This is a genomic window from Anaerostipes amylophilus, assembly GCF_025567365.1.
In the GTDB taxonomy this organism is placed as follows: Bacteria; Bacillota; Clostridia; order Lachnospirales; family Lachnospiraceae; genus Anaerostipes; species Anaerostipes amylophilus.
In genome coordinates this window covers 1-14,819 of the sequence record NZ_JAOQJG010000003.1, presented here as the reverse complement: position 1 = coordinate 14,819, position 14,819 = coordinate 1, and the positions used below count along the sequence as shown (strand labels likewise).

Sequence of the window (14,819 nt, the reverse complement as noted above, 5' to 3'; positions counted from 1 at the left end):
CATCCTCCTAACGATAGTTAAGGCAGTTTATTTATGTCTGTCAAAAGGAACATAAAGTCATAAATGCCTTGCTTATTTTGCTTCGCTTACAAGGAAATCTACAGCTTTCTGTACTGCGATGTCATCCATCATCTGGTCTTTCTGAGCTCCCTGAATGATCTTTTCAAGCTGCTCTGTTTCCATCTGATACATTTTTGCCATCTTTTCCAGTTCTGCTTTGAAGTCTTCCTCGCTTGCTTTAATATCTTCTGCTTTTGCGATTGCTTCTAATACCAGGCGTGTCTCGATTCTCTTAACTGCCTGTGGTTTTAAATCATCTGCAAATTTCTGTGCGTCCATTCCAGAGAACATTAAATACTGTTCCATAGAAAGTCCCTGATAGCTTAATCTCTGAGCGAATTCATCTGTCATCTGCTGAACCTGTTCTTCAATCATAGCTTCTGGAATATCCATTGTAGCTGCTTCTACAGCTGCATCAACGATCTTGTTTTCTCTTTCAGTCTTAGCTTCTTCTTTCTTTCTTGCACGAATCTGTTCTTTGATATCTGCTTTGTAGTCTTCTAATGTTTCAAATTCAGATACTTCTGCTGCAAATTCATCATCTAATTCTGGAAGTTCTTTTTCTTTGATTGCTTTTACTGTTACTGTAAATACAGCATCTTTACCTGCAAGATCAGGTGCGTGGTATTCTTCTGGGAATGTCACATTGATATCTGCTGTTTCATTTAAATTCTTTCCTACTAACTGTTCTTCAAATCCTGGGATGAATGCTCCTGATCCGATTACTAATGTCTGATCTTCGGCTGTTCCACCTTCGAATTTTACTCCATCAACAGATCCAGAGTAATCAATTGTTAAGATATCTCCGTCTTTTACTGCACGATCTTCAATTGTGATCTCTCTTGCGTTCTGTTCCTGAACTTTCTTTAATTCTTCTTCAATCTCATCTTTTTTAACTGTAACTCTTGTTTTAGGTACTTCAATTCCTTTGTAATCACCTAATGTTACTTCTGGTTTTAATGCAAATGTAGCTGTGAAGATGAAATCTTTTCCTTTCTCAAGCTGAGTTACATCGATCTCTGGTCTTGAAACGATTTCTAAATCTGTATCTTTCATAGCCTCTGCATAAGCGTCTGGAATTAAGATGTTTGCCGCATCTTCATAGAAGATTTCAACTCCGTATTCTTTTGCGATTAACTGGAAAGGTACTTTTCCTTTACGGAATCCAGGTACATTAAACTGCCCTTTTTTCTTGTTGAAAGCCTGTTTGATAGCGTCATCTAATTTCGCTGCTTCAACTTCAATTGTTACCTTTGCCATATTATGTTCTAAGTTTTCCACTTGCAAACTCATCTGTATAGATCCTCCTAAAAATTATTATCTTTTTTGTAATTTCACAAACATTCACCTATTATAGCATAAGAATTACGCCTTATACAAGCATCTTTGCGTTATTTTTCACTTTTTTCTTGATAAACATACTCATTTGAGCTGCTTAATACTTTTGGTGTCTTACTTACAATGCTTACTTTAAATGTATCTCCATTCTTAAGATCCTTCTTCGAAACCTCCAGAAGATGTTCATTATGATACGTTGTATTGATCTTCACATCGCCAACATAAACCTGACAGAAGTTCGTAAAATTATTTCCTACAATAAAAACACTGTCCTTTGTCTCATATGCCTTAGTCACAGTAAGTGGACGGATTCCAAATTTAAGATTTGTCGCCTTGTATGGATTCTGCTGGTTCCATACATACTGTTTGCCATATAGCATATCATATTGAAGATTCTTCATATCTTTCTGATAATTCTTTGTTCCTTTTCTTGTCTGATGAAAACTATTCATGATTCCTGTATGAATATTACACTTATTAAGAACTTCTGATCCAAGATCATATGCCTCGATCGTTCCATCCTGTTTCTTTAGTCCAATATTATCCCACATAAAATAACTTGTCTGGTATTTGTTTCCATATGTCAGATCCTCATCTTCAATATCCAGACTTGGCAGATGATCACCATACATGCAAAGAATTGTTGGTTCACCACGTTTTTCTAATGCTTTAACCAGTCTTCCGACAAACTGATCCATCTGATAGACCTGGTTGACATAATACGTGTATTTATTCTTTAGAGCTTCATCTTTGATACCTTCAACTTTGATCTCTGGATTCTCAATGATCTGAGTTGTTGGATAATCTCCATGTCCCTGTACAGAAATACAATAAACATAATCCTGATTCTTTGTAGAATTCAGACTGTCCATGATATATCCTGTAAGGATTCCATCCTTCGCCCATCCATTTTCCGTCCATTTCCTGATATTCATACTTTCCTTCGTTGTAAATGTATCAAATCCAAGTTGTGAAAACACAAGATCTCTATCATAAAATGAAGCACTATTATCATGGATCGCATGGGCTTTATATCCATATTGCTTTAATACAGTTGCCATACTCTCTGTCGTAGTATCTTGAAGCACTGTCTTATAAGGATATTCTGCTGCTCCAAAATGATCCAGATTCATTCCCGTGATCAGTTCAAATTCTGAATTTGCTGTTCCCGCCCCATAAGAAGGCATAGACAATTGCCCAGAAGAATACTGTTTCATATATTTATGAAAATTCTCCAATGGATCTTTATTAAATTTCAATCCTTTTACTTGCGTTACATCAAAATGTGATTCAAGCTGTACAAAAATAATATTTGGCTTCTTCACTTTCTCTTTCTTCATCTTGGCAACACTTTTTTTTGTGCGCTCTTCAATCTGTTCAATCTTCTTCTCTGAATAGTTCGATGGCTTGTCGATTCCATTCTTCAAAGCTGTAATGCAAAAACAGTATGCTGTTCCATAATCACTGAATGCAATTCTTATATTATGAATCTCCTCTGTCAACATACCACTCTTAAATCCATACGATGTTACTCCTGCAAATGCTGCCACGATCACTGCCACTTTCACAAATCCAATCTTACGATTTAACTGTTCTTCCATTGGAAGATACATATATGCTACAACAAGCAACACCAGTGCGATCAAAATTAATGCTCCGATTGCCCCGATCTCCAGAGGAGTAAAATAATTATTCATAACCGGAAGCACAGATTTCATCAATGTAATATCAACATAAGTAAATGGCGTATTTCGTGAACTTAGCATCATAAAATTCACAATCCCAACAACACTCCATAACAATGTCACTATAATATAGGTAAAAAGTCGTCTCTTAGTGATCAATGTCACAGAATATGTCAAAAATATAATAAAAATGCTGTAAAGGAACATCTTGGTCCGTTCATTCACAAACCCAACCGCACTTAGATCAAATGTCTGACGACCTAAAACTTCCAGTAAAAATGCCAGAACAACCGATAATACAAGATTACATATAATCGGATGTCTGTGAAGTTTTTCCACGATCACTTTCCCTGTATTCTTAAAAAAAGTTTTCATTCTTTTCTCCTTTATCTTCTTTTGCTGTCATAGTATTATACCATTCATGTTCTAAAGTATCTAGTTTTAACTTCTTAAAACTTTATTAAAATATGACTTTTTCTTCCGTAACTTATTAACATTTTATTAAATATACGATTCTTATTTGACTTCATTTTATTTCCGTGTTAGAATCACTAACGTTGAAAAGCTTTGGGTTTTGAGTATTTTCTTCAAATAAAATGAAAGGAGTTTTTAAACATATCGAAGCGCCATGCACCTTTCTGATACGGAAACAGACATACTCTTGTCTGATAGGAAGGTTAACGAGGAGGAAAGTTATCGAGATATTCGGCGGATGCTTTCCCGCAGCTCCAGACTACGTGATATACTGAGTAAAACCATGAGTGATCATGAAACAGAGGCAGTATAATCTGGACAAAACCGCATATGATGTTAGAAAAAAGAAAATCGAAGATCTATTTGGAAGTTTTTTACATATCTGTACTTCCTCTTATTTCTTTGTGCAAATTTAAGGAGATTTATATTATGTGTGGAATTATTGGATTTACTGGAAACTTACAGGCACCTGGAATCTTAGTTGATGGATTACAGCAGTTAGAATATCGTGGATATGACAGTGCCGGAATCGCAGTAAACAACGGATCTGAAACTCAGATCGTAAAAACAACTGGTAAAGTTGCAACTCTTCGTGAAAAAGTTGCTGCTACTGCTGGTCTTGAAGGAACATGTGGTATCGGACATACACGTTGGGCAACACATGGTGGTGTTACAGAAGTCAACGCTCATCCTCATGTATCTGGAAACGTAACATTGATCCATAACGGAATCATCGAAAACTACAAAGAATTAGCTGCTTCTTTAAAAACAAAAGGATATACAGCGATTTCTGAAACAGATACTGAAGTTGCAGCAATGTTAATCGATTCTTTATATGATGGTGATCCATTTGCAGCATTAAAAGAAGCTGACAAGGTTTTAGAAGGAGCTTATGGTTTCTGCGTAATGTTTAAGGATCATCCAGGGGAAATCTACTGCATGAGAAATGCAAGTCCTCTAGTAGCATCTCATACAGAAGATGGATCTTTCATCGCTTCTGATATGGTTGCATTATTAAAATATACAAAAGACTATTTCGTTGTACCTGAAGAACACATCGTTGTTATGAAAGGTGACAGCATTACATTATATACAATGGACGGTGAAGTTGAAGAACCTAAGATGCTTCACGTTGACTGGGATACAACAGCAGCTCAGAAAGGTGGATATGATTTCTTTATGCAGAAAGAGATCTATGATCAGCCAGAAGCTCTTCATAACACGATCATGCCTCGTATCCATAACAACCGTGCAGATTTTACAGCAGATAATATCTCTGATGATATCTTTAAAGGTGTAAATCGTGTAATCGTAACAGCTTGTGGTACTGCATGGCATGCAGGACTGATCGGAAGACATCTGATCGAAGCTATGATCCGTATTCCTGTAACTGTTGAATTAGCTTCTGAATTCCGTTATATGAATCCAATCTTAGATGAACATACTTTAGTTGTTGTTATCACGCAGTCTGGAGAAACAGCAGATTCTCTTGCAGCACTTCGTCTTGCAAATGAACGTGGAGCAAAAACAATCTCTATCGTTAACGTAAAAGGATCTAGTATCGCTCGTGAAAGTGATTATGTATTATATACACATGCCGGTCCTGAGATTGCTGTTGCAAGTACAAAAGCTTTCTCTGTACAGTGTGCAGGTATGTATCTGATCGCATTAAAACTTGCTGAAGTTAACAACTTAATGACAGACGAACAGATGAAAGATTTCTGTGCGAAGTTTGAGCAGGCGATTGGAACGATCGAAGATGTATTAAAGATGGATGATTACATCAAAGGAATCGCTGAGAAAATCAAAGATACTTTCTCTGCTTTCTATCTTGGAAGAGGTTTAGATTACGGTATTGCTTGTGAAGCTTGCTTAAAGTTAAAAGAGATCTCTTATGTAAATGCTGAAGCTTACTGCGCAGGGGAATTAAAACACGGAACGATCTCTCTGATCACAGAAGGAGTTCCTGTAATTGCGATCGCTACACAGGAAAATGTATTACCTAAATTAATGGCAAACGTTGAGGAAGTAAAAGCTCGTGGAGCTCACGTTATTGTTGTAACAGATAAAGATATGACAAATTATGAAGGAATCTATGATGATTTAATTCAGGTTCCTGCTACAGATGATTTATTTGCAACATTCCCTTCTACTGTTGCATTACAGTTACTTGCTTATCATGTAACACTGTTTAGAGGATATGATGCTGACCAGCCAAGAAACCTGGCTAAATCTGTAACTGTTGAATAGGCATTGAGCACTTAATGAATCCGAGCCGTCAGGCGACAGATGAATTTAGTGCGAAAGCCCGTCCCGAACCTTAGTGAGTCCGAGCCAAAGGCGACAGACGAACTTAGTTGAGTGGACGTCTAAAACATACGAAAGACTAAATCGACAGAACAAAGAAACTTATATAAAGCAAAGATGCGAAAGAACTTAATCCATTCTTTCGCATCTTTTATTTTTTAAATTTCTTTATTTATCTACCACTTCTTTATTTTCTTTCCTATCAAAATAAATATCTATCAAATTCCCAAATATTTTAATCACCAATGTTACCATAAAGACATCTATAATTTCCGCCAAAAAAACCAATACCATATATTGATTAAACCTTCCACTTAAAACAGATACATAAATCCAAAATGAAATCACTACCATTACAAGCATAACAATACACTGTAAGATTTTTTTACTGATTTTTCTTTCATTTGCTTTTTTTATTTTACATTTCTTATCTATAAATATTATTACTATCCACAGAATAATCCAAACAATACTCCATATTCCAAATTGTTTAAAAAAATTGTTCGGGAAAAACATTCCCATTTCAGCACTTTTCATATACCTCAAACACATTTTTATAAAATACCCAATTCCAGCCACTGGCATCAATAATATTACTATTAACACTATTAGTTTCTTTTTATCTCTCAAAACATTTCTCCTTAAATTAAAAATTAATCTTCAAATAACTATTATTTTGATATCATCACAAATCTAGTACTAACTTTCTTTCCAGATTCTGATCTTTCATTTCCAAATCCTATTCCTGTTGCCCATTTACTTCCATCCATTCTGGTAACAATAATTCCCCCACTTCCCATATGAACAGCTGCTACATCTTTCATTACTTTTTTAGGTTTAAACCAACATTCTTTATCAGAATCTCCAAAATACCAACCATCTTTCTTTCCATTTCCCAATTGTCCATATGTATTATCTCCCCACAAATATAAATCATTTTTTTCTGTAATCACTGCCATATTATATCCACCTGCTACAATATATTTTACATTTTCAAATATTTTCTTAGGTTTACAGGAAATCAAATCTGTATTTTTATCATATCCTAACATTCCACCTGCATTACTCCCCCATGTCCATACAGAACGATCTTTTTTCATAGCAATCACTGCCCCACCTTCATTGATTGAAGCATAAATAATATTTTTCATAATAAAAACAGGTTGACGAAAAACTGCTGTACTTACATTATTTCTTTTATCTTCTGGCATTTTAATCTGAAATTCTTCATGACTATTCCAGCCCATTCCATATAGTCTGTTTTTATGATCAAGATACAGCAAACTTCCTCTTCCTCCAAAACTTATATGTTTTACATTATACGCAATCGTATCTTCCATCACATGTCCATATTTTTTCAGTGGATACCCATATTCATCAATTAATGTTCCATACAATTTCCCATTCTTTTTAATTTGGTACTCGTACGGCATTTCTTTGATTCCAGAAGAGCAAAGAATCTTTTTATTATAATGATCTTCTAATTTATAGGATAGATATTTTAGTTTTTTGTATCTTACCGGTTTTTTATAATCTTTTTGTATCATTGCACCTGATTTAAACAATCCAACAATTCCAAGAACTACTATGATACTAATCACTGTCACAATGAATACAATCCTCTTTCTCTTACTTTGTCTCATCTTGCTTTTTCCTCTTTTCATATGTTTTCTCTTACATAATACCATCTTTTTCTGCAAATAAAAATCTAGCCTGCACATTTAGTCGTTTTTTATGCCTAAATGGTTATACTAGAGTCTTTACAAAATATAATTTTTTAGTAAAATATATCTTTAGAGAAAATTTATAACAGGAGATTAACTTATGACACTTACTATACTACTAACCATTCTTGGAACCTCTATTGATACGCTTTTATTATGCTATTGTACAAAATATTTTGATTTTCGATATTCTTACATAAAATCAGGTATTATTTACACATTATGGGGACTTTCTATTATTGTTTTAAATTTACTTTCTTGCCCATTTATTTTTAAATTAGTCTATGAACTGATTTCAATCGTACTTTTAAATCGTTTCTTATATTTGGATTTCCACTTGAAATCTACTTTAAAAATGATCGCTGTATTTTATATTGTTTTATGTTTGTGTGAATTATTAACTGTTGGAATTTGTTTTAGTGTTTTATATTGCACTTCTTTATCTGATATTTTTAATAACCAAGTTCTTTCACTTGAAATGATCATTTTTTCAAAAATTTTATCCTTCTTATTGTTACATTTTGTTTTTTATTACAAACCAAATGATCTGGAAGTTTCATTTACTATGATAGAAAGCATTCTTTATTTTCTTCCGATCATCACATGCTTACTTCTCATTTTAGGTATTATATACTTGTTGAAAATTTCTAATATTTCCTCACAATATCATGAAGTCTTTTTATGGATCTCTATTGTGTTAATGATTACTTCTTTTTGTCATTTTATATTATTTCACTTATACCTTTCTAAAAAGGCCGAGGAAACTTATATTAATTTTGTAAAATCACAAGAAGAAAAAACTTTTTATTATTATCAACAAAAACAAAAGGACATTGAAGATTTAAATATTATACGTCATGATCTTAAAAATCAGCTTTTAGCCTTAAAGTCACAGCCAGCAGAAAGCAATCAATACACCCAACATATTGATTCCTTACTAAATGATCTTTCAAAATCTTCCTATGCTGTACACACAGGAAATCCTTTTATTGATGTTTTAATTTCCGAAAAATTAAAGCTGATCAAAGAACAACACATCTCTTGCAAAATAAACGTGGAATTAGAGAATATTCATTTTATTCGTAATATAGAGTTATGTTCTTTACTTGGTAATTTGTTAGATAATTGTATTGAAGCTACCCAGTGTTGTGATAATAACAAAAGTATTACTTTTCACTGTAATACGACACAAAATCATTTGTGTATTCATGCATCCAATACATATAACAAAAAATTAAAGCATAAAAACGGAACCTTCATAACTACGAAAAAAGATTCTGCTATGCATGGTTTTGGAACCATTTCGATCAAAAAAATCGTTTCCAAATATAACGGAAATATCTCTTTTTCTTCTAGTGTTGAAGAATTTGTTGTAAATATTTCCATACCAATTCCACAAAACTTAAATTAAAATATTATTTATTATATAAGGAAGGGGAACATTATGAAAATCTGTATTTGTGATGATGAAAAAGACTTTATTCACAATTTTCAATTGCTTTTAGAACAGTACTTTAAAAAACGTAAAACTATCCATCATTTTAACTTCTTTGAAAATGAAGAGGATCTGCTATCTTATCTTGATTCTCAAAATGATATTGATATCTTATTTTTAGATATCAAATTTCAAACATATAGCGGAATAGAAATTGCTGAAAAAATACGAGCTATCAATCCATCCGTAATTTTAATCTTTTTGACTGCTTTTCCAGAATATGCTTTGTCTGGTTATAAAGTAAAAGCTTTTGATTATCTTGTAAAACCACTTTCATATACTCAACTAGAAAATGTTTTGGACCGAGCTATTTCAGAACTAACATCTAATAAAAATAATTTTTTAGTTGTGAAAGATTCTGGTAATATCTTCAAAATTAAATTTTCTGAAATTGTATACATAGAAACCTATAACCGAAATATTTTATTTCATTTAACATCTAGATCTGAAATCACAGGACATGAATCTTTAAAAACATACGAAACTAAACTTGATAAACGTTTTTATCGCTGTCATACAGGTTATATTGTTAATATGGCATATGTAACTTCTATACAAAAAGATTGTGCTGTATTAAATTTGAATATCACCATTCCAGTCAGTCGATATAAAAAGAAAAAGTTTCAAATGTTATTTACTGATTTTTTGTGTAATTCTATTTTTTAATCGAGTAGGAGGCGGTGACTAACCGCCGTCCTCTCACAGCACCGTACGTACTGTTCGGTATACGGCGCTTTCAATAGTTGACGTGCACTGACTGATAGGCTATGGCTAAATCATAAAAGCCACTGTTTATCAGTCTTTCTTTTGTCATTGCCATGTTTATTGCAACTGTATGCGTTGCGAACCAATGTCCCCGTCGGGTATTACCCGCTTGCATTGCCAAGTCTTCGGGTACTCCCATATTGATAAGATTACGTACCTTCGTCTTCGGTTTCTTCCACTGTTTCCATATACACATACGTATTCTGTGATAGAGCCATCCGTTGATGTCATCTATGTTGTTTTTCATACTTGCAATTCCATAGTAGTTAAGCCATCCTCTTGCATATACTTTGATTTTCTCAAGGCTTAGCTTGATTGTCTGACATCGCTTGCGGGAAGAACTTATTGATTGTTCGCCCCTTCGCTCCATTTCCATTACAGAAACTTCTTCACTACTATGGGTTCTGCTGACTTCTCACAGTTCATTGTTACTAGGCAAATGAAACCTCTGTGAGATCTCCACGCTTAAGTTGCACGCTCTTTCTCCTCATAAATCCGCCGCATTTACTCTGCTTCTACAAATGTGGTAGTTATTAGACTTTGCTGTCTTTCGCCAGCTTATCTCTCGAAGCCTAGCCTCATATGCGATTTCTGTCCGTCGGACCAAGGATTTGCCTACAGCTTCCTTCAGATTCCACCTCACGATGGACACCCTTGCTGTTCAGCTATACATTTCCCACTACCTGGGCATGTTCAGGACTTTCACCTGCGAGAGCGCGCCCATGGCGCGCAAACGAAACGTGCGCCGCTAGGCGCACATTTTTAAGAACCCCTGAAAGGTTGATCAACCTTTCAGGGGTTCTTTCATATTTTCTATGTCTATTAACTAGATACTGGCAATTTTCTATTCTGTATAATATCTTCCAAGTGCATCCGCACCCATAATTGCTGCATACAGATCTTCAGGTGTTACCTCAAATGGCATATTTCCCATTGTATCTTCTGGTGCGCATGCTAATTTCGCAACTTCCATAATCTGTTCTGGTTTCACTTCTTCGATTCCTAATCCTTTTAATGTCACAGGAAGTCCGACTTCACTGCAGAAATCAATTACTTCCATGATCTCATCTTCTCCCGCATCTTCTAGTACCAGCTGAACCAATGTTCCAAATGCTACTTTCTCTCCATGATACATCTTATGTGTTTCTGGGATTGCTGTAAATCCATTATGGATCGCATGTGCTCCTGCTAATCCTCCACTTTCAAATCCGATTCCTGATAAGTAAGTATTTGCTTCAATTACATTTTCTACAGCTTTTGTACAGATTCCTTCTCTTGCTGCTGTCATTGCCTGTACTCCGTTCTCCATTAATGTATCAAAACATAACTGTGCAAGATTCATTGCTGCCAATGTACATCTTCCGCCAACACAATTACTTGCATCGGATCTTTTACATGCTCTTGCCTCAAAATAAGTTGCCAGGGCATCTCCCATACCTGAAATCAACAATCTTACTGGTGCTTTTGAAACGATATCTGTATCTACCATAACCATATCCGGGCTTGATGGCAAGAACAAATATTTCTCAAATACACCTTCATCTGTATAGATCACAGATAATGCACTGCATGGTGCGTCTGTGGATGCAATGGTTGGTACAATAATGACTGGTTTCTTTGTATAGTATGCAACAGCTTTTGATGTGTCATGAATCTTTCCTCCACCGATTCCGATGATCACATCGCTTCCTGTTTCTTCTACGATCTTTATGATACGGTTGATCTCTGTCATACAACATTCTCCATTAAATACATCGTATGTCAGATTACTGTCTTTGTTCCCTTCGTTGATCGCTGGTTCTACTCGTTTTCTTCCGGATGCACTTGTTAAAATGAATAGATTCTTTCCGAACTTATCTGCATAGGAACATAGGTTTTTCATTTCCCCTTTTCCTTGGATGTAACGTGTTGGGCTTCCGATGATTGCTGCCATGATTTTGCTCCTTTCTTGGTTAATTTGATTTGGTGTTTGTTATTATTATAACATTATTTTAGTGGAATTGCTCAAAATTTTAATTGTAGTGTTGGCCAACTGAAGTCTTTCCGTATATGGAAAAAATAAATAAGCAACCGAAAGCACAGCGGTGAAATTTTGCTCATATACCTGAAGGTTATAGTGTAGGGAACTACAAGATTGGAAAATTTGAGTTGGTGTGTATGTTGGATGGTATTGGATATAATTAAGATTTAAATATATGTCAAACTTCTCGTCAAATCGGTGATTGTAAGTTCCTTTGATCTTCCGTTAACGGATACAAAAATTATCATCCAATACTGTTTAACATACACACTCCGTAGTGGTTTGAATAGTCTTCCGTTGTATGAGATAGAAAGAAGATCAGAACAAATATTTATAATATATCGGTGGCAACGATCAGCATATTTTAAGTGCATTTTTTACAAATTCGCAGCGCTCTGTGGTTGATTGTCTGACTGTAGCTGCGGGCATTTTGGCTCGCAGCCAAGGAGTTATCAAAGGAACAGGCGCGGATAGGCGATTTGTAAAAAACGCTCTTAAAATATGCGTGTTGCCACCGATATATTATAAATATTTGTTCTGATCTTCTTTCTATTTCATACAACAGTCAACGACTACCTTTCAAATCAGAATTATACAAAAAACAAGAAGGAATCCAAGATCCCTTCTTATTTTTCATATGGATTAAGAAAACAAGTGAACAAACTATTTGTTAACTTTTATTTTTCATTTTTTGCCTTAACGATTGCTTCTGCCATTTCTCTGACTCTCTGTGCAGGGGATGGTGCGTTTAAGATTCCGGAGGTTGCACCTGTTCCGTCTGCTCCTAATTTTACTACATTGTAGCAGTCTTCAGCTGTGCTTACGCCGGATGCGATCATTACTAATACATTTGGATTGATCGCATTTAACGCTTTGACTGTTTCAATTGTGTAAGAATCATCTGCCACCTGGCCTGTTCCGATCAAGTCTGTTGGCTCTGCCAGTACGATGTCTGGGTCCATGCAGGCAACTGCTTTGGCTTCTACGGTTGAGTCTGCACATACAACTGTGATCATGTCAAGTTCTTTTGCTCGTTTGATCGTTGCGTACAGATCACTGACTGTTTTAGGATTCTCTGCATGATTTAAAAATAATGCTTCAGCTCCAGCTTCTTTTAAAGATTCTGGTAATACGTGTCCCATTCCTCTTCCTGGAACTAATGGGTCCATGGACTGTGCACATACGATGATATCAGTTGTATTTTCTTTGATCATACGGATATCCGCATATGGACATGTGAAATATATCTGAAGTCCTGTATCTTTGGCAACCTGATCAGCTGCTTTTGCTAATTCAAGACTTTCTTTTCCGTATAAATATGACTTAGGATTGACAATTAAAAATGGTGACTGGGCTTTTGCCATGATGCTTTCCTCCTTATTCTCCAAGAACTACAATCTTACATTTTCTTGTACGTGGACGTGTACGGTCAAAATCTGCAAAATATACATATCCTGTTGTACCTACCCCAAGTTTTCCGTTATCTACTTCGAATGTTTCACTGGAACCTAATAATGTTGATTTTAAATGTGCATCTCCATTAAATAATGCTGTTCTGTCTCCTCCTGGAAGATAATCTTCAGCATTTGGCCAGCTTTCTACTGCTTTGTAGTGTTCTTCTCCTGGATATACATACTGATCTTTGGATACATGGTCTGGAATGATCTTTGCAAGAACATTATTTAAATCTTCCTGTAAAAATTCATCTCCATCTTCATTATAGTCATGACAGAATTCTTCGAAGAATACGGAACATGTTGTATGAGGAGAAATCACGGCACAGATACCGTTCTTGATCCCGCTTTCTTCAATGACTCTTCTTACGTCCTTTGTAATATCAATATATGTTGGGGTTTTCCCATGAGATTTTACCTCAATTGTTTCTTTATATACTGCCATTTTTATCCTCTTTTCTATAATTTCTGGAATACTTTGATCGCACGTTTTACATCTTCTTTGATCGCTTCTGTTGCTTTGATTGCCATAGAATCATAGAAATTTGTTTCATCATCTTTCCAGAATTCTTTGGAGGCTTTTCCTCCGGCAACATTCATATATGTATAGTAATTTACTTTACAGATTCCGTTCTCGATCGCAACAGCGTAATCTTCATCGGATACTCCGGATCCACCATGCATAACTAGTGGTACATTAGCAGCCTCTCTGATTCTTGCTACTCGAGGAAGATCTAGTTTTGGTTCTGTTAAATATACTCCATGTGTTGTACCAAATGCAACAGCTAAACAGTCAACCCCTGTTAACTCTACAAATTTCTTTGCAACTTCTGGATCTGTATAAATATCATCAAGATCATCATAATCATCCTTGCTGTCTGCGGAGCCACCCTCTCCATGAACAACTTCAGATGTAAAAATATGTCCAAGTTCTGCCTCTACACTTGCACCTACTGCATGTGCGATTTTCACAATCTCTTTTGTTTCTTCGGCATTTTCTTCAAAGCTTTTTGCTGATGCATCGTACATAACTGATGTAAACCCTAAACGCAAGGCCTGTACACATCGTTCAAAGGAGCTTCCATGATCTAAATGAAGTGCAACAGGAACTTTTGCACGTTCTGCGTAATATTTCATGATCGGTCCGATTTCTTCTAGATCAATGATATCATCATGGCTCTGTGCATGCTGCAGAATTACTGGACAATTTAATTCTTCTGCTGCCTGAATGATACCGCGGATTGCTTCTAATGTTGTTCCATTAAATGCACCTACCGCTTTGTGTTCTATTTTGGCCTGGTCGAGTAATTCTTTTAAAGTTACTAACATCCGTCTTCCTCCTAATTTACATTCACCATTTTAATTTCTTTCCTGCCACATATAAGTGTGGCAGGAAAGTATGAGTATTTTCTATCTCTTATAATACGTTTCTTCCGTACATAGCATCCTGTTCTTTTCTTAACTTGTAGATCAGTGTGCTCTTATCTAATTCGATAT

At 35.3% G+C, this 14,819-nt stretch carries 11 protein-coding genes and 1 pseudogene; 3 read left to right on the top strand and 9 right to left on the bottom strand.

Annotated elements, in window-relative coordinates; all coding sequences use genetic code 11:
• Positions 1-72: 72 nt before the first annotated feature.
• Positions 73-1,353: a trigger factor gene (tig, locus tag OCV53_RS04565; protein WP_022375207.1), complete on the bottom strand. Its 1,281-nt coding sequence runs from the start codon at positions 1,351-1,353 to the stop codon at positions 73-75.
• Between the two features lie 98 nt (positions 1,354-1,451).
• Positions 1,452-3,458, bottom strand: coding sequence for an LTA synthase family protein (locus OCV53_RS04560; RefSeq protein ID WP_055196771.1), 2,007 nt, complete (start codon positions 3,456-3,458; stop codon positions 1,452-1,454).
• A 528-nt stretch (positions 3,459-3,986) separates the two neighbouring features.
• Here OCV53_RS04560 and glmS point away from each other — a divergent pair.
• Positions 3,987-5,807, top strand: coding sequence for a glutamine--fructose-6-phosphate transaminase (isomerizing) (glmS, locus tag OCV53_RS04555; RefSeq protein ID WP_055196769.1), 1,821 nt, complete (start codon positions 3,987-3,989; stop codon positions 5,805-5,807).
• A gap of 225 nt (positions 5,808-6,032) precedes the next feature.
• Here the strand turns inward: glmS and OCV53_RS04550 are convergent, their stop codons facing one another.
• Positions 6,033-6,494 (bottom strand): hypothetical protein, encoded by a 462-nt coding sequence (locus tag OCV53_RS04550; protein ID WP_055196767.1) that lies wholly within the window; start codon positions 6,492-6,494, stop codon positions 6,033-6,035.
• Between the two features lie 41 nt (positions 6,495-6,535).
• Positions 6,536-7,507, bottom strand: a complete 972-nt coding sequence (locus OCV53_RS04545; protein ID WP_055197190.1) for an RCC1 domain-containing protein — start codon at positions 7,505-7,507, stop codon at positions 6,536-6,538.
• Positions 7,508-7,688: 181 nt separating this feature from the next.
• Between OCV53_RS04545 and OCV53_RS04540 the strand changes: the two genes are divergently transcribed.
• Together OCV53_RS04540 and OCV53_RS04535 are read left to right on the top strand one after the other, a co-directional pair.
• The gene (locus OCV53_RS04540) at positions 7,689-8,999 is read left to right on the top strand and encodes an ATP-binding protein (protein ID WP_055196765.1); all 1,311 of its coding nucleotides are present in this window, start codon (positions 7,689-7,691) and stop codon (positions 8,997-8,999) included.
• A gap of 33 nt (positions 9,000-9,032) precedes the next feature.
• Positions 9,033-9,749 (top strand): LytR/AlgR family response regulator transcription factor, encoded by a 717-nt coding sequence (locus OCV53_RS04535; RefSeq protein ID WP_055196763.1) that lies wholly within the window; start codon positions 9,033-9,035, stop codon positions 9,747-9,749.
• 70 nt (positions 9,750-9,819) lie between these two features.
• Here OCV53_RS04535 and OCV53_RS12410 read toward each other — a convergent pair.
• From OCV53_RS12410 to OCV53_RS04510, 5 genes and pseudogenes are all read right to left on the bottom strand, one after another.
• Positions 9,820-10,188: pseudogene (locus OCV53_RS12410) on the bottom strand (group II intron maturase-specific domain-containing protein); the annotation flags it as partial.
• A gap of 504 nt (positions 10,189-10,692) precedes the next feature.
• Positions 10,693-11,781 carry a glycerol dehydrogenase gene (locus OCV53_RS04525; RefSeq protein ID WP_022375202.1) on the bottom strand — a complete coding sequence of 363 codons (1,089 nt, stop codon included), beginning with the start codon at positions 11,779-11,781 and terminating at the stop codon, positions 10,693-10,695.
• A gap of 764 nt (positions 11,782-12,545) precedes the next feature.
• The gene (locus OCV53_RS04520) at positions 12,546-13,232 is read right to left on the bottom strand and encodes a triose-phosphate isomerase (protein ID WP_055196759.1); all 687 of its coding nucleotides are present in this window, start codon (positions 13,230-13,232) and stop codon (positions 12,546-12,548) included.
• Positions 13,233-13,245: 13 nt separating this feature from the next.
• Positions 13,246-13,767: a YjbQ family protein gene (locus tag OCV53_RS04515; RefSeq protein WP_055196757.1), complete on the bottom strand. Its 522-nt coding sequence runs from the start codon at positions 13,765-13,767 to the stop codon at positions 13,246-13,248.
• 14 nt (positions 13,768-13,781) lie between these two features.
• Positions 13,782-14,651 (bottom strand): class II fructose-bisphosphate aldolase, encoded by an 870-nt coding sequence (locus OCV53_RS04510; protein WP_055196755.1) that lies wholly within the window; start codon positions 14,649-14,651, stop codon positions 13,782-13,784.
• Positions 14,652-14,819 lie beyond the last annotated feature (168 nt).

Bases quoted from the DNA above. Each gene is read 5' to 3' on its own strand.
- tig (WP_022375207.1), bottom strand. From the start codon at position 1,353: ATGAGTTTGCAAGTGGAAAACTTAGAACATAATATGGCAAAGGTAACA.
- OCV53_RS04560 (WP_055196771.1), bottom strand. From the start codon at position 3,458: ATGAAAACTTTTTTTAAGAATACAGGGAAAGTGATCGTGGAAAAACTT.
- glmS (WP_055196769.1), top strand. From the start codon at position 3,987: ATGTGTGGAATTATTGGATTTACTGGAAACTTACAGGCACCTGGAATC.
- OCV53_RS04545 (WP_055197190.1), bottom strand. From the start codon at position 7,507: ATGAGACAAAGTAAGAGAAAGAGGATTGTATTCATTGTGACAGTGATT.
- OCV53_RS04540 (WP_055196765.1), top strand. From the start codon at position 7,689: ATGACACTTACTATACTACTAACCATTCTTGGAACCTCTATTGATACG.
- OCV53_RS04535 (WP_055196763.1), top strand. From the start codon at position 9,033: ATGAAAATCTGTATTTGTGATGATGAAAAAGACTTTATTCACAATTTT.
- OCV53_RS04525 (WP_022375202.1), bottom strand. From the start codon at position 11,781: ATGGCAGCAATCATCGGAAGCCCAACACGTTACATCCAAGGAAAAGGG.
- OCV53_RS04520 (WP_055196759.1), bottom strand. From the start codon at position 13,232: ATGGCAAAAGCCCAGTCACCATTTTTAATTGTCAATCCTAAGTCATAT.
- OCV53_RS04515 (WP_055196757.1), bottom strand. From the start codon at position 13,767: ATGGCAGTATATAAAGAAACAATTGAGGTAAAATCTCATGGGAAAACC.
- OCV53_RS04510 (WP_055196755.1), bottom strand. From the start codon at position 14,651: ATGTTAGTAACTTTAAAAGAATTACTCGACCAGGCCAAAATAGAACAC.